This is a genomic window from Xanthobacter autotrophicus (genome assembly GCF_030015065.1).
GTDB classification, from domain to species: domain Bacteria; phylum Pseudomonadota; class Alphaproteobacteria; order Rhizobiales; family Xanthobacteraceae; genus Xanthobacter; species Xanthobacter autotrophicus_D.
This window is the reverse complement of record NZ_JAIVFN010000060.1, coordinates 1-17,565: the sequence shown is the minus strand read 5'-3', so window position 1 is coordinate 17,565 and position 17,565 is coordinate 1. Positions and strand designations below refer to the sequence as shown.

Below are 17,565 nucleotides of genomic sequence, written 5' to 3'. Positions count from 1 at the left end.
GACACATCGAGCAAATTGCACTCGGCCAGATGCTCCGCTGGCTACTGTAAGTCTCTGATCTTGAATGTGGATTGTGGTACAGGTGGGTGGGCTCGAACCACCGACCTCCGGTTCCACAGACCGGCGCTCTAACCAACTGAGCTACACCTGCACGACGCCGGCACGTGGGGCGCGGCGGAGAGCGCGGAACCTACGCGCACGATCCGCCAATTTCAAGGGGCCGGATCGGCGCAAATCACAGGGGATTTTCCGTTTCGCTGCGCACCTTCGCCGCAGGTCCGCGCCATATGCCCCGATGCCTGCCGCAACGGGCATCCAGGACGCCGAACACGCCCGGAGGTCCCGCTCCCGGGACGGTGGCGGCAGCGAAGGTCGTGCGCGTCCCTCAGTTGGGGCGCGTGAAGCCTGCATCCTCGGCGGTGAGGGTCTCGACCTTGGCCTTGATGGAGGCCCAGGCGCGGTGTTCCTCCATCTTGCCGCCGATCTCGAAGCTCTCCGCCATGCGCGCGGCGAAGGCCACGCCCTCGGGGCCGTACTGGTCGGCGATGATGAAGGCGGTCCGCCAGACGTCTTCTTCGGAAACCATGGATCTCATTCCTTGCGCTGTGGCCGCACCCGGCGGCATGGAGCGTTTTCGAGCGACGTGGACACCGGTTCGCGGGAAGAAAACGCGCTGGCCTGGATATCGGGGGCGGCCGCGCGAGGATGCGAAGCCGCCCCGAATGGAATTGTCACAAGTCCAACACAAGCAGGTCGCCTTTGGCACGCGAGACGCAGGCCAGGAAATAGCCCTGGGCCTTCTCCTCGGGCTTCAGGCGCTTGTCGCGGTGGTCGATCTCGCCTTCCAGCACCTTCACCTTGCAGGTGCCGCAGGCGCCCTGCTCGCAGGAGGTGGGCACCTTGACGCCGGCTTCCTCCAGCGCGGTGGTCACCGAGCGGTCGCCGGGGATCTTGATGACCTTTCCGGAGCTGGCGATCTTCACGTCGAACACCTTGTCCAGCAGCGGCGGGGCCGCCTTGGCGGTGAAGCGCTCGATATGGATGCGATTGACGCCGAAGCCCTTCTGCTGGGCGTTGGCGACGATGGGGTCGAGCCACCAGTCCACGCCGCACAGGAACAGCTGGGTGTCGTCCGGCCGGTCGGCCAGGAGGGTCGCCGGGTTGAGGCGGGGTTCGGCGGCCTCGAAATAGAAGGTGGTGTTCTCGGCGAAGGCCGAGGCCTCGATGGTGGTGCGGAACGAACCCGGCGAGCCGCCGGCGAACAGATAATGGAACTCGAACGGGATGTTCTTCGCCTTCAGGTGGTCGGCGATGGACAGCACCGGCGTCGCCCCGATGCCGCGGGCGAACAGCAGCGCGCGCTTGGTGTCGCGCGGCACCGCGAAGCGGTTGCGCGGCTCGCCCACCTGCAGGCGGTCGCCCTCGTTGACGGACTGGAACAGCGTCTTGGAGCCGCCGCGGCTGTTGGCGTCCTTCCAGACGCCGATCACATAGCGGTGGCGCTCGCTGGCGCTGTTGCACAGGGAATATTGCCGCACCAGGCCGGTGGGCAGCGTCACGTCCACATGCGAGCCCGCGGTAAAGGCGGGCAGCTCGCCGCCATCGGCGGGGACGAGCTCGAAGGAGACCATGTTCTCGGCCTCGATCGTCTTGCGGGCCACGACCACCGGGTGCAGGGCTTCGTCCGACATTGCTGACCTCTCCATCCGCGCAAAACGCTTATGCAGGAGAAGAGGCAAGCTTGGGGCCAACTGCCCGCCGGGCGGAGCCGGTTCGCCATGATGCAGCCGGCGGAGCCGTCGCCGACGATCGCCGTGTCGAAGACGGGCAGGCCGGGCGCCGGCATCAGACCACCCCGGCTTCCTGATAGATGTGCTTGATCTCCATGAAGTCGATCAACGCGTCATAGCCATGCAGCCGGCCGAGGCCGCTCCGGCGATAGCCGCCGGTCTCGGCCTCGGCGAACAGCTTGTTGTGGTCGTTGATCCAGACCGTGCCGTTGCGCAGCGCCCGCGCCACCCGCATGGCCCGCGCGCCGTCGCGGGTCCACACGCTGGCGGAGAGGCCGTAGTCGGTGTGGTTGGCGCGCTTCACCGCGTCCTTCTCGTCGGTGAAGCGCTCGATCACCACCAGCGGGCCGAAGATCTCCTCCTGCACGAAGAAGGCGCCGCTATCGGCATGGGCGAGCAAGGTGGGGGAGAGGAAGCAGCCCATCTCCAGCGCGCCGCCGGGGCGGCTGCCGGCGAGCACCACTTCGTCGGCAATGGCCATGGCTTCTTCCGTCTTGCGCTCCACCTGCGCGCGGGAGGCTTCGTCGATGAGGGGGCCCATCTGGCTCCCCTCCGCCGCGCCGGGGGCGATCTTCAGGCGGGCGAGGGCGCCCTTGAGCGACGCCTTCATGGCGTCGTATCGGCTTTCATGCACGAGGATGCGCCGCGCCGCGGTGCATTGCTGGCCGGCGATGATGGTGGCCGCCGCCGCGAGCTTCGGCGCCACAGCCTCCACGTCCGCATCCTCGAAGACGAGGCAGCAGGACTTGCCGCCCAGCTCCAGCGACAGCTTCTTCATGGTGGGCGCGGCATCGGCCATGATGCGCGCGCCGGTTGCGTTGGAGCCGGTGAAGGAGATGACATCCACCTCCGGCGACGACACCAGCGTGCGCGCAACCTCATGCCCGGTCTCGGTGACGAGGTTGAGGACGCCGCGCGGCAGGCCCTCCACCTCGGCGAGCGTGCGCAGGATCTCGGCGGTGACGAGGGCGGTCTGGGCCGCGGGCTTCACCACAGCGGTGCAGCCGGCGGCGAGCGCCGGGGTGAGCGCGCGGATGAGCAGCACGGCCGGCGCGTTCCACGGGATGATGAGGCCGGCGACGCCCGCCGGTTCCTTCAGCAGCGTGGAATAGGCGCCCGGCTCCACCTCGAACACATGGCCGGGGATGTAGCGGGTGATGCCCGCATAATAGCGGATCTCGGAAATGGAGCCGGCGATCTCGCCGCGCGACTGGACCAGCGGCTTGCCGTTCTCGGCGGTGAGCAGGCGGGCGAGGTCTTCCGCCTTTCTCTCCATGGCGTCGGCCCAGCGGAGCATGACCATCTGGCGCGAGCGCGGAGCCTGCGCCCAGTCCGGCCGCTCGAAGGCGCGCCGGGCGGCGGCGATGGCCGCCTCGGCGTCCGCCTCCCCGCTCGCCGGGAAATGGCCGAGCACGTTGCCGGTGGCGGGATCGAGGCTCGGCGCGGTCTCTCCGGAGAGCGCGCCTTGCCAGGCGCCGTCGATGAGGTTCTGGGCCGCGAGCGGGGCGATGGCGTTCATGTGTCCTCCCGGCCGTCGTGACGGCCTGTTCTGCTCAGCCGTGTCCGGCCTTGAGCGCCGCCTCGCGCAGGGCGGTCAGCGTGGTCGAGGGGGTGATGGCCTCGGGATCAATGACGAGTTCGAGGAGTGCGGGCTTCCTGTGCTCGGCAGCGAAGGCGCGGGCGCGGGCGAGGGCGTCGGGGAAGGTCCCCGTCTCCTCCACCTTCTCGCCGAACGCGCCATAGGCGCGGGCGAGGGCGGGGAAGTCGGGGTTCTCCAGCGTGGTGGCGTGGACGCGGCCGGGATATTCGCGCTCCTGATGGGCGCGGATGGAGCCATACATGTTGTTGTTGACCACGAGCACCACCACGCCCGCTTCATACTGGCAGGCGGTGGCCAGCTCTTGAGCGCTCATGAGGAAGCAGCCGTCGCCGGCGAAGCAGATCACCTCCCGCGCCGGATCATAGAGCTTCGCCGAGATGGCGGCCGGCAGGCCGTAGCCCATGGCGCCGGAGGTGGGGGCGAGCTGGGTGCGGAAGCCGCCGTAGCGGTGGAACCTGTGGACCCAGATGGCGTAGTTGCCGGCGCCATTGGTGAGGATGGCATCCTTGGGCAGCACCTCGCGCAGATGCAGCATCACCATGCCGAGGTCGAGCCGGCCGGGCATGGGGCCGGGGGCCTGGTCGGCCTCATAGTCGGCGCGCGCGGCCTTCACCGCGTCGCTCCACGGCGTGCGGGTGTGCCAGCCGGTCGGGCCCTTGGGCTTCAGCGCCGCGGCGGCGGCGGCAAACTCCGGCATTCCGGCATTGATGGGCAGGTCGGCCTGATAGATGCGGCCCAGCTCCAGAGGGTCCGCATGGACATGCACGAAGCGCTGCGCCGGGCGCGGCAGCTCGAACAGGGTATAGCCGTTGGTCGTCGTTTCCCCGAGCCGCCCGCCCACGGCGATGATGAGGTCGGCGGCACGGATGCGCGCCACCAGCTTCGGGTTCGGCCCCAGCCCCGCATGGCCCACATAATTGGGGTGGTGGTTGTCGAGGATGTCCTGGCGCCTGAAGCCAGCCGCCACCGGCAGATCGAACGCCTCGACGAAATGCGCGAAGTCGCGGCAGGCGGCCGTGGTCCAGCCGCCGCCGCCCACCAGCACGAGGGGGCGCGCGCTCTCGCCGATCATGGCGGCAAGCCGCGCCATGTCATCGGCGCCGGGATGAGCGGCAACGCGCCGATAGGCGTCGGCATCGGCCGTCTCGCATTCGGCTGAGAGCACATCCTCCGGCAGCGCCACCACCACCGGGCCGGGGCGGCCGGAGGTGGCCACGTGGAAGGCGCGGGAGACGAACTCGGGAATGCGCTCGGGGCGGTCGATCTCCACCACCCACTTGGCCATGCCGCCGAACATGGCGGGATAGTCCACCTCCTGCCATGCCTCGCGCTGGCGCATGTGCGAGCCGACCTGCCCGATGAACAGGATCATCGGCGTGGAATCCTGCGCCGCGGTGTGGACGCCGATGGCCGCATGGCTCGCGCCCGGCCCGCGGGTGACGAAGCAGATGCCGGGCTTCGCGGTGAGCTTTCCATAGGCCTCCGCCATGTTGGTGGCGCCGGCCTCGTGCCGGGTGACGATGGTGCGGATGGCGCCGTCCGCCCCGCCAAGGGCGTCGATGGCGGCGAGGAAGCTCTCCCCCGGCACGCAGAAGACGCGATCGACGCCGTGGATCTTCAGCGCGTCCACCAGGATTTCGCCGCCGGAGCGCAAGGTCTTCGTATTCGCCATGGTCCTGCCCGTATGTGGTCTTGCCCGTATGCGGTCCTGCCCGGCAGTGCCGGGGGTGCGAGAGCCGCGCGCCGCGCGCGACTCTCAAGCGTGATGGAGGCCCAGCCTACCGGAAATTGCCCTTGGTTTCCGGGATGATGAGCGTGCCGATGAGGTAGAGCAGGAACACGCCGCCGGCGAAGAAGGAGAGCGGCAGCGGCAGGTCCGAGGGCGTCGGGCTCGCCAGCGAGACGAAGGTGGGCATCATGGCGCCGCTGGCGAAGCCGATGTTCCACGACAGGCCCGTTCCCGAGGCGCGCATGGCGGCAGGGAAGCGCCCGTTGAGGAAGATCAGCACCGGCGCGCAGCCCGCATTGCCCATGAAGGCGATGCCCAGCGCATAGGGCACGATGGTGGAGAGGTCGGTCGCCTTCGCCATGCCGAGATACGCCCCACCGCGACGGCGGCGGGGGCAAGGGACGTATCCTGGGCAGCCATTCTTGTTTCCTCCCGGCCCCTGAGGGGCTTGTGTCGATCGTCAGAAGCCCTTGAACGCGGGCTTGCGCTTCTCGTGGAAGGCCTCGACCCCCTCCTTGAAGTCGTGCGACTGCCGCAGCCGGCTGTAGCAATGCCCTTCCAGCTCGATGGCGATGGAGAGGGGGGAATCCTCGGTGTCGTTGAGCAGCTTCTTCGCCGTGCGCTGGGCCATGGGGGAGAAGGTGCGCAGCTCGTCCGCGAGGGCGTCGGTGGCCTTCTCGAGGTCGGCGTCCGCCACTTTCTCGGTGGCGATGCCCCAGTCGAGGGCCTGCTGGGCGCTGATGCGCTTGGAGCGCATCACGATGTCCTTGGTGCGGGTGATGCCCACCATCATCTGCAGGCGCGCCGAGCCGCCGGAGCCGGGGATCTGGCCGAGCTTCTGCTCGGGCAGGGCATATTGGGTGGTGTCGGTCACGATGCGGAAGTCGCAGGCGAGCGACAGTTCGAAGCCGACGCCAAAGCAGAAGCCGCGGTTGGCGGCGATCACGGGCTTGGAGGCGCGGGCCGGGGCGGCGATGTTCCAGGCGAGCTTGGAGACGGCCTCGGGGGACGCCTCCATGAAGCCCTTGATGTTGCCGCCGGAGGAAAAATGCTCGCCCACCGCGCGCACCACGATGACGCGCACGCGATCGTCCTCGTCCAGCGTCTCGAACACGAGGCGCAGCTGGTCGCGCTCAGGCATGGAGACGATGTTGAAGGGCGGGCGGTTCAGGATGATGTCGGCGCGCTCGCGGGCCTCATCGATCTCCACGCCGAAGCCGTCCAGCGTGGCGAGGCGGGGGTCGGCGAAGGTATAGGCTACGGCCATCTTGTGCTTCCTTATGGATGATCTTGGGTTTTCAAGAAGAGATCAGGCGACGGGGTGGGAAGCTGCCGCCTCCGGCGTGTATTCGCCGGCGACGAGCTGGCGCCGCAGCAGCTTGCCCACCGGGGATTTCGGGATGTCGGCGACGAAGACGAAGCGGCGCGGGCGCTTGAAATTGGCGAGGCCGGAGGTGCGGCACCAGGCGTCCAGTTCGTCGGCCTCCACCGGCGCGGCGCGCTTGATGAAGGCGACGACGATCTTGCCCCATTTCTCGTCCGGCAGGCCCACCACCGCCACCTCGGACACGGCGGGGTGTAGCGACAGGCAGCTCTCGATCTCCACCGGCGAGACGTTCTCGCCGCCGGTGATGATCATGTCGTCCACCCGGCCGGTGACGAAGAGGTCGCCGTCTTTGTCCAGAAAGCCCGTGTCGCCGGTGAAATACCAGCCGTCCCGCAGCGACTTCGCATCCGCCTCCGGACGGCGCCAGTAGCCCTCGAAGGATTCGTCGCCCGCCAGCAGCGCGATGATCTCGCCCTCCTCGCCCGTCGCCGCGATCTCGTCAGCGGACTGGGCGCCGAGGCGCACCACGCGCACCATCTGGTTGATGCCGGCGCGGCCGGCGGAGCCGGGCTTGAGGATCGCCTTCTGGTCGATGGTGAAGGTGTAGATTTCGGAGGAGCCGTAATGGTTCACGAACAGCTCGGGCGAGAATTCCGCATCGAGCTTCTTGAGCAGCCCGTCGGTCATGGAAGCGCCGGCGAAGCCGAGCTTGCGCACGCTCGACACGTCGGTCGCGGCGAAGGCCGGGTCGTGGACGAGGTCGTGATAGAGGGTCGGGACCAGATAGAGGTTGGTGACGCGCTCGCGCGCGATCAGCGCCAGCGCCCTCCTGGTGTCGTAGCGCGGCAGGCACACGAAGGTGCCGCCGATGACCGACATGGCGATGAGCGAGCGCACCCCCATGGTGTGGTAGAGCGGCATCACGCCGAGCGTCACCTCGCCCCGGCGGTAGAGGTTCTGCGCCACATGGGCGATGCCCGCCGCCCGTTCCGTCCGGTGACGGCGCGGCACGCCCTTGGGGCGGGAGGTGGTGCCCGAGGTGTAGAGCATGATGGACCAGGCATCCGCCCCCGCCCGCGGCCGCGGCTCGGGCGCGTCCTCCGCCAAGAGTTCGCCGAAGGGAACGGCGCCCTCCATGCTCGTGCCCACGGCAATGGCGAGGAGGCCGGCCGTGCGCGTCGCGCCGCGGGCGGCCTCGGCGGAGACCTCCTCGAACACCAGGGCCTTGGCCTCGGCATTCTCGAGGGCGAAGTCGATCTCGTCGGCCTTGGCGCGCCAGTTGATGGGGGCAATCACGATGCCGGCGAACTGGCAGGCCCAGTGCAGCGTGGCGGCTTCCCAGCGGTTCTGGAGCACGCTCACCAGTTGGTCGCCGGGCTTCAGGCCCAGCCGGTCGAAAGCCGCCACCAGCGCGCCGATCTTGCCGAGCCATTCGCGATAGGTGAGGCGCAGGTCGCCGTCCACGATGGCGATGGCTCCGGGATCGCGCGCCACGCTGGCGAGGAAGCTGGTGCCGAGGTCAAGCATGGGTGGTTTCCCCCTGGACTTCGCGAAGCTCCGCAGCCGCTTCCAGCGCGGCGCGGACGATGGGCGTGTAGCCGGTGCAGCGGCACAGATGGCCGGAGAGGAGATCGCGCACCGCCTCCTCGTCCGGGTCCGGAACGGCTTTCAGGAACACGTCGAGCGACATGAGGATGCCGGCGGTGCAGAAGCCGCACTGCAAGGCGTGGTGGCGGCGGAAGGCGGCCTGAAGGACGGACAGGCGGTCCGGCGCCGGGGCAAGGCCCTCCACGGTGCGGACGGCGCATCCCTCCACCTGCACGGCGAGGGTCATGCACGCGCGGGTGAGCATCCCGTCCACGTCCACGGTGCAGGCACCGCACACGCCGTGCTCGCAGCCAACATGGGTGCCCGTGGCGCCGATCTGGTGGCGCAGGAAATCGGAGAGCAGGGTGCGCGGCGAGGCCTGACCCTTCACCTCGCGGCCGTTGAGGATGAAGCGCACGGTGTGGCGCGCATCGGCGCTCAGGCGCGGCATCTTTTCGCCTCCTCGATGGTGGAGCGGCCGATGCGGCGCACCAGCTCGCGGCGATAGCGGGCGCTCGCATGCACGTCGTCGCGGGCGTCCAGTTCCCAGGCGAGGGCGTTGAGCGCGTCGTCCAGCGCCGAGCCATCGAGCAGCGGGATGTCCCGCGCCACCGGCATGTCGGCGACGCCGCCCACGCCGAGGCGGATGCCGTTGTCCGAGACCAGCGCCGCGCAGGCGACGATGGCGAAATCGCCATGGCGGCGGGCGATCTCGCGGAAGGCGGTGCCCTCGCCCTTCGGGGTGGGGAAGGAGACCGCCTCGATCATCTCGTCATCGGCCTTGGCGGTGGCCATCATGCCGGTGAAGAAATCCTCCGCCGCCACCTTGCGGCCGGCTCGGGCGCTCTTCAGATGCACATGGCCCCTCAGCGTCACGAGGCAGAGCGGGAGCTCCGCGCTCGGATCCGCATGGGCGATGGAGCCGCACACGGTGCCGCGGCTGCGGGTCTGGGCGTGGCCGGTGAAGGGCAGGGCCTTCGCGATGAGCGGGGCGCCGCTCTCCAGCCCGTCGAAGGCCAGAAGCCGCGCCTGCCGCACGCCGGCGCCGATCTTCAGCGCGCCCTTCCCCACCTCCAGCCGCGCGAGGGGCTCGACGCGCATGATGTCCACCAGCACCTTCGGTCGGGCGAGGCGCATGTTGAGCATGGCCATGAAGGACATGCCGCCGGCGAGGATGCGGGCGTCGGAACCCTCCTGGCCGAGCACGGCGAGCGCTTCCGCCACGCTCTCGGCGCGGACGTAATCGAAGGCGGCGGGCTTCATCGCGCGTCCCTCCCGAGCAGGGAGGAGAGCCGGGCGAGGAGCCGGGAGACGAGGCCGCTTTTCGTCCCCTTGCCGCTGCTCGCCTTGCGGGCCAGCGCCGCGAAGAACTGGCCGATGATGACCTTGGCCGCGCCATCCAGAAGGCGGCCGCCGACGCTCGCCACCTTCCCGCCCACGAAAGCCTCGTAGGTGTAGGACAGCTCCGTCCCACCGCCCCCCTCCGGTGCCAGCGTGATGCGGCCGGAGCCGCCGCCGAAGCCGAGGTTGCCGTCCACCTTGCCGGAGAGCGTCACGGCCTTGGGCGGGTCGAGATCTGAGAGCGAAACCTGCGCCTTGTAGCGCCCCTTCACCGGGCCGATGCCGAGCGTCACGTCGGCGGTGAACTTGGTGTCGGAGACTTTGCGCACATCGTGCGCGCCGGGGATGATGGCGGCCAGCGTGTCCGGGTCGAGCAGCATGGCCCATACCGCCTCCGGTGCCGCGCCAACGCGGGCCCTGCCCCCGCCGCGCATGAGCCGTTCGCCCTTGCCGGTGGGTGCGGGGGCGGGCTTGGCGCGGGCGCCCGCCGGGGCCGGCGGCTCGGCGCCGTGGATCAGCGCCGCGACACCGGAGGGCACCAGCGGCAGGCGCACGTCGGTGATGCCCAGCGCATCCGCCACCGCATTGGCGAGGCAGGCGGGGGTCGACATGCAATTGCCCTCGCCCACGCCCTTGGCGCCCAGCGGCGTGAAGGGGGAAGGGGTCTCGGTATGGACGATGACCGGCTCGGGCACCTCCATGGCCGTGGGCACGAGATAATCGGCGAAGGTGCCGGTCAGGAAGCTGCCGTCTTCCCCATAGGCATATTCCTCCAGCAGGGACGCGCCGAGGGCATGGGCGAAGCCGCCGCGGATCTGCCCGTCCACCATGCCGGGGTGGAGGATGGTGCCGCAATCGTGCGCGGTCACGTAGTGGTCGATGCGGATTTCGCCCGTGTCGCGGTCGATCTCGATGCCGCAATAATCGAAGATGAAGCCGTGGCAGAGGGAGGAATTGATGTGGTCGCCCTCGTCGGCCGCGGCGAGTTCCGGCGGGGTCCAGAACACCGTCTCGCGGATGGTGGGCGCCACCCCCTCCGGCAACTGCGCCGGTGCCCAGTGGGAGAGCGCGGCGACGCGGGAGAAGGGCACCGCATTGGCGGGATTGGAGCGCGCCGCGATCTTGCCGCCCGCGAACATCACGTCCTCCGCCGGCACGTTGAGCTGCGCCGCCGCGACGCAGGCGAGGCGCGCCGCGATGCGGTCGGCCGCCATTTTCGCGGCGCCCGCCACGGCGGCGGCGAAGCGGCTCGCATAATTGCCGGAGGCGATGGACCAGGCGTCCTTGGCCGTGTCCATCTCGGCATTCACGCGGATGTCCGAGGGCTGCAACCCCAGCACGTCCGCCACCACCTGCGACAGCACGGTACGGTGGCCCTGTCCCTGTGGAACGGAGGCGACGTGGACGCTGACCGAGCCCACCGGGTCGATGGCGACGGTGGCGGTGGCCTGCGCGCCGTTCTTCGGCCCGGCCTTGCGGCGCTCGGCGGGGGTGAGGACGGTGGCGATATAGCCCATGTTGGAGACCGAGGGCTCCACCGCGGCAGCATAGCCGATGCCGTAGATGCGGCCTGCCGCGCGGGCCTTGTCGCGGCGGGCGAGCAATTCGTCGAGGCGGCCGGCCTCAAGACCGACCTCCAGCGTCTTCTGGTAATCGCCGGAATCGAGCAGGGCGCCGGAGGCGGTGCGATAGGGGAAGGCATCTGCCGGGATGAGGTTGCGGCGGATCACCTCCAGCGGATCGAGGCGGAGTTCCACCGCGATGCGCTGCATCAGCCGTTCGAGGGCCAGATAGACCTGCGGACCGCCGAAGCCCCGGTTCAGTCCCGTGGGGCACTTGTTCGTCACCACCACGCGGTTGCGGACGGCGAGGTTCTTGATGTCGTAGGCGCCGGTGAGGTTGCCGTGCATCCGGTAGAGCGTTGCCGGCTCGGGCGCGCGCAGATGGGCGCCGCAATCCTCCACCTGGTCCCAGTCGAGGGCGGTGATGCGCCCCTCCGGCGTCACCGCGGCGGTGAGCGTCGTGGCGCGGTTGGTGGCGGAGACCGAGGCCATGAGGTGTTCGAGCCGGTCCTCGATCCACTTCACCGGCCGGCCCGCGACCCGCGCGGCCACCGCGCCCAGCACGATGTAGGGAAAGATGCCCTGCTTGATGCCGAACGAGCCGCCGCTGTCGCGGGGTGTCCTGAGGCGCAGCCGATTGCCCGGCACCTTCAGCGCCCGCGAGATCACCGCATGGATGGAGAAGGGGCCCTGGAAATTGGCGAGGACGTCATAGGCGTCCTCGTGCGGGTCGTATTCGGCAACGAGACCGTAGGTCTCGATGGGGGTGCAGGAATTGCGCGGATAGCGTACCGAGATGGCGATGCGGTGCGCGGCCTGCGCGAACTCTGCCTCGGGGTCGCCATAGCGGAAGCTGCGGTCGGAGGCGATGTTGCGCGGGAAGCCGTGGTGCAGCAGCGGCGCGCCGTCTTCCATGGCGGCGAGGGGGTCCACCACCGCCGGGCGCATCTCGTAGGCGACTTCGATGAGATCGAGGGCGTCCTCCGCCACATAGCGGTCTTCCGCAACGACCAGCGCCACCGGCTCGCCGACGAAGCGCACCCGGTCCACCGCCATGGGCCAGCATTCCACCGGCGCCTTCACTCCCACCACGAGGGAGGTGGTGAGCTTCGCCACGTCCGCGCCGGTGAGCACGGCGGCGACGCCGGGCAGGGCTTTGGCGGCGGCGGGGTCGATGGAAACGATGTCCGCATGGGCGTGGGGCGCGCGCAGGATCGCCATGTGGAGCGTTCCGGGCTTCACGCCCAGATCGTCCAGATAGCGGCCGCCGCCGGAGAGAAGGGCGGCATCCTCCACGCGCTCGATGGCGCGGCCGACCCATTCCCCCGCCTTGTCCTGCGGCATGTCCAGCATTCCGGCGCTTCCCTCATTCGCTCCGCGGACGGGGCTTTGGTTAGCGGGGAAGGTGCCGGGGGCGGGCGGCGCGGACCATGCCGAGTCGTCTCAGCTTTTACCGGGGAGTCTCATTTGCAATGATGCGCTGCGGTGGGGCGTGAACCGCGTGCCGGCTGCGAAAATGGCTGTTGAACAAGTATTTGGCAGGCGGGCGAAGCTACATTGCGATGCGGGAAATGGCCCGGAATTCGGTGGGCGTGACGCCGGTATGGTCGCGGAAGAAGCGGGTGAAATGGGAGGGCGCCGAGAAGCCCAGGCGCTCGCCGATGTCGGTGAAGCTGCCGTCCTCGCCGGTCACGGCGGCCACCGCCGCCTCCACCCGCATCACGTTGAGATAGATGCGCGGCGGCACGTTGGTGGAGGCCTCGAACAGGCGGAAGAAATGGGCGCGCGAGAGTCCCGCCTCCTTCGCCAGGGCGGCCGTGTCCACATCCTCCCCGAGATTGGCGCGCATGGCGTCCACCACGCGGCGGATGCGCCAGTCCATGCGGCGCTGGCCGTCCAGCGCGCGGATGGAGAAGCTGCGCCAGGGGGTGAAGCGCTCCACCACGGAGATCATGAGGTCCGCCAGCAGCGCCTCGTGGACCGCCCTGGCGTCGGGCTCGGCCATCATCGCGGCAGCGAGGTCGTGGGCGAGGCGACGGATGCGCGGCGAGACCTCCCCGCCCGGCTGCTCGAAGAAGCCGGCGCCGCCGGAGGCGACCCAGCCGGGGCGGAAGGTCTTCAGCCAGTCCGGCTCGATATAGAGGGCGAGGATGATGGTCTTCGGGCGGTCCGGGTCATGCACATAAGCGTGCGGCTCCCAGCCGTTCACCAGAACGCACGAACGGTCGGTGAGGGGGACGCGCCCCTCGCCGACCGCGAAGGCGGTGTCCGCGCCCTCGACCTTCAGCAGCACGTGGCAGTGCGGATGCGCGTGGCGCACCAGCGGGCGGTCCATGTCCAGAAGGGCGACCCGCCCGAAGGCGCCGTGCGCGATCCGGAGCGCGTTCGACATCCGGCCTCCTTCAGGCCCTTGCCTTCCACGGAATCAACATGCGCTCGATCTCGTCCAGAATGACCGAGAAGACAAAGCCGAGCAGCGCGATGACCAACAGCCCGACATACATGGTGTCAACGGTGAGCACCTGCCAGGCGTTCCAGATCATGTAGCCGATGCCGTCGGAGGCGGCCACCATCTCGGAGATGGCGATGAGGATGAGGCCCATGCCCATGGCGAGCTTCACCCCGGCCATGATGGAGGGCAGCGCCCCCGGCAGCGCGATGGTGCGGAACACCTGCCAGCGGCTGGCGCGGTAGTTGTGCCCGACATCGAGGTAGATCTTGTCGATGTTGGCGACGCCCATCACCGTATTGATGAGGATGGGATAGAAGGCGCCCAGCGCCACCATCACCACCTTGGACATCTCGCCGAGGCCGAAGATGAGCAGCACGAGGGGCAGGATGGCGCTCTTCGGGATGGGGTAGGTGGCCGAGATCAACGGGTCGATGGCCGCGCGCAGGGGCTTGGAGATGCCCATGGCGAGGCCGAGGAACAGCGCCGGCACCCCGCCCAGAAGCATCCCGAGGAAGAGGCGGCGAAGGCTCGCCACGAGGTTGGTCCACAGCTCGCCGGAGGCGATCAGCGCGCCGAAGGTGTGGACGATGCTGGAGGGCGGCGGGAAGAAGCGGGCATCAATGAGCCCGGTGCGGGCCGCAGCCTCCCACATGCCCAGCAGCACGAGCGGGGTGAGGAGGCCGATGAAGCGCTCGCCGATATAGCCAGACTTGTTCGCCATCACTTGCCTCCCTCGGCATTCATGCGGGCGCGCTGAACCTCGTCCCGGAGTTGCTCCCAGATGTGGAACACGAGATCGCCGTAGGCGGGATCGTGGCGCAGTTCCAGCACGTTGCGGGGGCGGGCGAAGGGGACGTCGATGATGGCCTTCTCGCGCCCCGGATTGGCGGTCATGATCATGATGCGGTCGCCCAGCGTCACCGCCTCGTCCACCGAATGGGTGATGAAGACCACCGTCTTCTTGGTGGCCTCCCAGATGCGCAGCAATTCCTCATGCAGCAGCATCTTGTTCTGCTCGTCGAGGGCCGAGAAGGGCTCGTCCATGAGCAGGATTTCCGGATCGTTGGCGAAGGCGCGCACGATGGAGACGCGCTGGCGCATGCCGCCGGAGAGCTGGCTGGGATAGCGGTCGCGGAAGCGGTAGAGGCCGATGCGCTCCAGCCAGAGCTTGACGCTCTCCTCCACGTCCTTGTCCGACACGCCGCGCATCCTGAGGCCGTAGGCGGCGTTGTCGTAGACGGTCATCCAGGGGAACAGGCTGTCGCCCTGGAACACCATGGAATTCTCCGGCCGACTCGGGTCCGTCCGGTTGAGCTTCATGGTGCCTTCGCTGAGGCTCTCAAGGCCGGCCAGCATCCGCAGGAGCGTGGTCTTTCCGCAACCGGACGGGCCGACGATGACGAAGAACTGGCCCTGCGGGATGTCGAGGTCGATGCCGTCCACCGCCACGAAGCCGGACGACCCGAAGTATTTGCGCACGCCGCGCAGGGAGATCTGCACCGGAGGCGCGGCTTCCGCCGGGCTCGGCTTTACGTTCAACATGCTCACGACGGCCATGAATCCTTCCTCCGGATGCAAGATGGGGCCCCTTTTCCGTGCCGGCTGGGGCTTCCAGGACGCGGGCCGGGCGCCGGCGGGCGGCGCCCGGCAGGCTCAGTTCTGGGCTGCCTTGTAGCGGCCGATCTGCTTCACGGCGGCATCGGCGAAGGAGGTGTCCACCACGTCTTCCACCTTGGCGGGCCGTTCCAGATAGCCGGTTTCGGTGAAGAACTTGAGGTCCTGCGCCATGCTCGCGACATCGACCTTGCCGTCGGGATCAATGCCGTTGGGGATCATGGTCTTGAACAGCTCTGCATCCTTGAGGCCGGTGGTGCGCATGATGGTCTTGATGATCTCGTCGGCGCCCTTGCCGTCGAACCTGCCGCCCGCCGTAGCGTCATTGAAGATGCGGGCGCTCTTCACATAGGCGTTCATGAAACGCTGGGCGATATCGCGGCGCTTGGCGATGAAGTCGCCGCCATAGAGCAGCACGGCCACCTGCTGGTTGGGATAGCCGTCCACCACGAAGCGCACGGCGACGCCGTTGTTCACCGCCTGCGTCACCGAGGGCTCGGTGGTGATGGCGGCGTCGATGGCGCCGGTGGTGAAGGCGGCGATCTGCTGCGGATAGCCGATGTAGTTGTGGTTCACGTCCTTGTAGGTGAGGCCGGCCTTGGCGAGGATGTGCGCCATCTTGGCGTTGGTGGCCGCGCCCGGGCCCACCGAGCCCACGCGCATCCCCTTGAGATCGGCGACGGTTTTCACCTTGCCGGAGTCCACCAGTTCCTTGCGGACCATGAGTGGCATGTAATCGTAGTGGACAGGGGTGGAGCCCTTGTCCGCCACCACCTTGATGTTGATGCCGCGGGCGGCCGCATTGTAGAGGCCGGCGGAGGAGGCGCCCGCGCCCACGTCGATCTGGCCGGAGCCCAGCGGGGCGATCATCTTCGGACCGGAATCGAAGGCGATGAGCTCCACCTCCAGTCCCTCGGCGGCGAAGATGCCGCGCTCGATGCCGAGATGGAACACCACGTCCGACACCACATTGTTGATGCCCACCTTCACCTTGTCCGCCGCCTGCGCGGCGCCGGCAGAGGCGAGCGCGGCGGCGATCGCCACGGCGAGGGTGCCGGCCGTGAAGCGGCGGCGGGTCGTCCTGTCGTTCATTTCAATCCTCCCGGTCTGGTGTCCGGTGCGCTGGGCGCCCGGCTTCTGTGATGGCTTTCAGGAAACCTGCGCGACGATGCGGGCGAAGGCGGCGTTGGGATCCTTAACGAGGGCTTCGTTGAGGTCCACGCTCTCCTCGCCTTTCACGCGGATGCGGCGGAAGGCGAGGGGATCGTCGGAGAGCGGCGCGGTGGCGTCGAGGCCGAGCTTGGCGCTGATGCCGCCGTCGGTGGAGGGATCGAGCTTGGAGCCGAGCGCGCCCGAGACCACCACCATGTCGCGGTCGGCCTGGAAGCGGGTGGCCACCGCCCATTCGATCTCCTCGGCGCTGGAGATGTCCACGTCCTTGTCCACCACCACCACTTGCTTCACGTCATAATGGCCGCCGAAGGCGCACAGGATGATGTTCTTGGCCTCGCCCTCGCGCTCGTTGTCGATCTTGACGACGAGATGATAGCGGCAGGTGCCGCCGCGGGTGAGGCGCACGTCCAGTACGTTCGGGAACGAGCGCTTCAGGTGCTGCAGCAGGGTCGCTTCGCGCGGCACGCCGCCCAGCACCAGATGCTCGAACGAGCCGCCGACGATGGTGTGGAAGATGGGATGGCGGCGATGGGTCACCGCATCCACCTCGATCACCTCGCGGGCGGCGCGAGGGCCGTAATATTGCGGGAACTCGCCGAACGGGCCTTCCGGCTCGCGGACCTTGGGCAGGATGCGGCCTTCCACCACGATCTCGGCGCAGGCCGGCACGCGCACCGAATTGGTCTTGCACTTCACCACCTCGACCGGGCGCCCGAGGAGGGAGCCGGCGATCTCCATCTCGTCCTCGTCCAGCGCGCAGATGGCCTGGGAGGCCAGCAGCAGCGCCGGATGGGCGCCGATGACGATGGCGATCTCCAGCGCCGCGCCCGCCTCCTCCGCCATGCGGTAATAAGCGAGCGTGTGACGCGGCAGCAGCAGCACGCCGATGCGGTTCGGCCCGCTGATCTGGCAGCGGTGGATGGAGACGTTCTGCACGCCGGTGACAGGATTGCGCGCGATCAGGAGCCCGGCGGTGATGTAGGGGCCGCTGTCCAGCTCGTTGTGGGAAGGAACGGGCAGCTGGGCAAGGAGATCGACCTCAGTGTGGACCACGTCCTGCACCGGCGCGGAGGTGACTTCCACGCAGGGGGTCGGCTTCGCCGCGGCGGCGAGGACATGGGGGAGCAGCTGGTCCTCGCTCACGCCGAGCGCATCTGCGACCCACTGGCGATGGGTGAAGAGGTTCACCACCACCGGCATGTCGTGCACCCTGCCGTCGGAGCCCAGGGGATGGGGAAACAGGACCGCCTTGTCGCGCTCGGTGCGCTTCGCCACGGCGGCGAGGTCATGGGCGAGGGGCACATTCTCCCGCGCCACGGCGAGCCGGCCGCGGGCGGCGAGGTCGGCGAGCCAGGTGCGCAGGTCCGGCGGGGTCTGCGCGGCGGGGCGG

The 17,565-nt window shown here is 68.8% G+C and carries 15 protein-coding genes and 1 tRNA gene; all 16 read right to left on the bottom strand.

Annotated features, from left to right (window positions below; genetic code table 11):
* Positions 1-74 precede the first annotated feature (74 nt).
* Positions 75-151 (bottom strand) — tRNA-His (locus K9U40_RS13240).
* A gap of 234 nt (positions 152-385) precedes the next feature.
* Positions 386-586 (bottom strand): hypothetical protein, encoded by a 201-nt coding sequence (locus K9U40_RS13235; protein ID WP_282890664.1) that lies wholly within the window; start codon positions 584-586, stop codon positions 386-388.
* Positions 587-731: 145 nt separating this feature from the next.
* On the bottom strand, positions 732-1,691 hold the full coding sequence (locus K9U40_RS13230; RefSeq protein WP_282890663.1) for a PDR/VanB family oxidoreductase: 960 nt from the start codon (positions 1,689-1,691) through the stop codon (positions 732-734).
* 154 nt (positions 1,692-1,845) lie between these two features.
* Positions 1,846-3,309: an aldehyde dehydrogenase family protein gene (locus tag K9U40_RS13225; RefSeq protein ID WP_282890662.1), complete on the bottom strand. Its 1,464-nt coding sequence runs from the start codon at positions 3,307-3,309 to the stop codon at positions 1,846-1,848.
* 34 nt (positions 3,310-3,343) lie between these two features.
* A complete protein-coding gene (locus tag K9U40_RS13220) occupies positions 3,344-5,062 on the bottom strand; it encodes a thiamine pyrophosphate-binding protein (RefSeq protein ID WP_282890661.1) in 1,719 nt (572 codons plus the stop codon).
* A gap of 106 nt (positions 5,063-5,168) precedes the next feature.
* On the bottom strand, positions 5,169-5,480 hold the full coding sequence (locus K9U40_RS13215; protein WP_282890660.1) for a hypothetical protein: 312 nt from the start codon (positions 5,478-5,480) through the stop codon (positions 5,169-5,171).
* Positions 5,481-5,579: 99 nt separating this feature from the next.
* On the bottom strand, positions 5,580-6,386 hold the full coding sequence (locus K9U40_RS13210) for an enoyl-CoA hydratase/isomerase family protein (protein WP_282890659.1): 807 nt from the start codon (positions 6,384-6,386) through the stop codon (positions 5,580-5,582).
* 42 nt (positions 6,387-6,428) lie between these two features.
* The gene (locus K9U40_RS13205; protein ID WP_282890658.1) at positions 6,429-7,973 is read right to left on the bottom strand and encodes an AMP-binding protein; all 1,545 of its coding nucleotides are present in this window, start codon (positions 7,971-7,973) and stop codon (positions 6,429-6,431) included.
* Positions 7,966-8,484 (bottom strand): (2Fe-2S)-binding protein, encoded by a 519-nt coding sequence (locus K9U40_RS13200; RefSeq protein ID WP_282890657.1) that lies wholly within the window; start codon positions 8,482-8,484, stop codon positions 7,966-7,968. The genes K9U40_RS13205 and K9U40_RS13200 overlap by 8 nt, the downstream gene beginning before the upstream one ends.
* Positions 8,472-9,296 carry an FAD binding domain-containing protein gene (locus K9U40_RS13195; RefSeq protein WP_282890656.1) on the bottom strand — a complete coding sequence of 275 codons (825 nt, stop codon included), beginning with the start codon at positions 9,294-9,296 and terminating at the stop codon, positions 8,472-8,474. Before K9U40_RS13195 ends, K9U40_RS13200 begins: the two co-directional genes overlap by 13 nt.
* Positions 9,293-12,289, bottom strand: coding sequence for a xanthine dehydrogenase family protein molybdopterin-binding subunit (locus tag K9U40_RS13190; protein WP_282890655.1), 2,997 nt, complete (start codon positions 12,287-12,289; stop codon positions 9,293-9,295). The genes K9U40_RS13195 and K9U40_RS13190 overlap by 4 nt, the downstream gene beginning before the upstream one ends.
* A gap of 199 nt (positions 12,290-12,488) precedes the next feature.
* Entirely contained in the window at positions 12,489-13,328 is an 840-nt protein-coding gene (locus tag K9U40_RS13185; protein WP_282890654.1) for a helix-turn-helix domain-containing protein, read from the bottom strand.
* Positions 13,329-13,338: 10 nt separating this feature from the next.
* Positions 13,339-14,109 (bottom strand): ABC transporter permease, encoded by a 771-nt coding sequence (locus K9U40_RS13180; RefSeq protein WP_282890653.1) that lies wholly within the window; start codon positions 14,107-14,109, stop codon positions 13,339-13,341.
* A complete protein-coding gene (locus K9U40_RS13175; protein ID WP_282890652.1) occupies positions 14,109-14,945 on the bottom strand; it encodes an ABC transporter ATP-binding protein in 837 nt (278 codons plus the stop codon). The genes K9U40_RS13180 and K9U40_RS13175 overlap by 1 nt, the downstream gene beginning before the upstream one ends.
* Positions 14,946-15,041: 96 nt before the next feature.
* On the bottom strand, positions 15,042-16,094 hold the full coding sequence (locus tag K9U40_RS13170; protein WP_282890651.1) for an ABC transporter substrate-binding protein: 1,053 nt from the start codon (positions 16,092-16,094) through the stop codon (positions 15,042-15,044).
* Between the two features lie 57 nt (positions 16,095-16,151).
* Positions 16,152-17,537, bottom strand: coding sequence for a UbiD family decarboxylase (locus tag K9U40_RS13165; RefSeq protein ID WP_282890673.1), 1,386 nt, complete (start codon positions 17,535-17,537; stop codon positions 16,152-16,154).
* Positions 17,538-17,565: the final 28 nt, after the last annotated feature.

Excerpts from the sequence above, each read along its gene's own strand:
- K9U40_RS13235 (WP_282890664.1), bottom strand. The coding sequence starts at position 586 with ATGGTTTCCGAAGAAGACGTCTGGCGGACCGCCTTCATCATCGCCGAC.
- K9U40_RS13230 (WP_282890663.1), bottom strand. The coding sequence starts at position 1,691 with ATGTCGGACGAAGCCCTGCACCCGGTGGTCGTGGCCCGCAAGACGATC.
- K9U40_RS13225 (WP_282890662.1), bottom strand. The coding sequence starts at position 3,309 with ATGAACGCCATCGCCCCGCTCGCGGCCCAGAACCTCATCGACGGCGCC.
- K9U40_RS13220 (WP_282890661.1), bottom strand. The coding sequence starts at position 5,062 with ATGGCGAATACGAAGACCTTGCGCTCCGGCGGCGAAATCCTGGTGGAC.
- K9U40_RS13215 (WP_282890660.1), bottom strand. The coding sequence starts at position 5,480 with ATGGCGAAGGCGACCGACCTCTCCACCATCGTGCCCTATGCGCTGGGC.
- K9U40_RS13210 (WP_282890659.1), bottom strand. The coding sequence starts at position 6,386 with ATGGCCGTAGCCTATACCTTCGCCGACCCCCGCCTCGCCACGCTGGAC.
- K9U40_RS13205 (WP_282890658.1), bottom strand. The coding sequence starts at position 7,973 with ATGCTTGACCTCGGCACCAGCTTCCTCGCCAGCGTGGCGCGCGATCCC.
- K9U40_RS13200 (WP_282890657.1), bottom strand. The coding sequence starts at position 8,484 with ATGCCGCGCCTGAGCGCCGATGCGCGCCACACCGTGCGCTTCATCCTC.
- K9U40_RS13195 (WP_282890656.1), bottom strand. The coding sequence starts at position 9,296 with ATGAAGCCCGCCGCCTTCGATTACGTCCGCGCCGAGAGCGTGGCGGAA.
- K9U40_RS13190 (WP_282890655.1), bottom strand. The coding sequence starts at position 12,289 with ATGCTGGACATGCCGCAGGACAAGGCGGGGGAATGGGTCGGCCGCGCC.
- K9U40_RS13185 (WP_282890654.1), bottom strand. The coding sequence starts at position 13,328 with ATGTCGAACGCGCTCCGGATCGCGCACGGCGCCTTCGGGCGGGTCGCC.
- K9U40_RS13180 (WP_282890653.1), bottom strand. The coding sequence starts at position 14,109 with ATGGCGAACAAGTCTGGCTATATCGGCGAGCGCTTCATCGGCCTCCTC.
- K9U40_RS13175 (WP_282890652.1), bottom strand. The coding sequence starts at position 14,945 with ATGGCCGTCGTGAGCATGTTGAACGTAAAGCCGAGCCCGGCGGAAGCC.
- K9U40_RS13170 (WP_282890651.1), bottom strand. The coding sequence starts at position 16,094 with ATGAACGACAGGACGACCCGCCGCCGCTTCACGGCCGGCACCCTCGCC.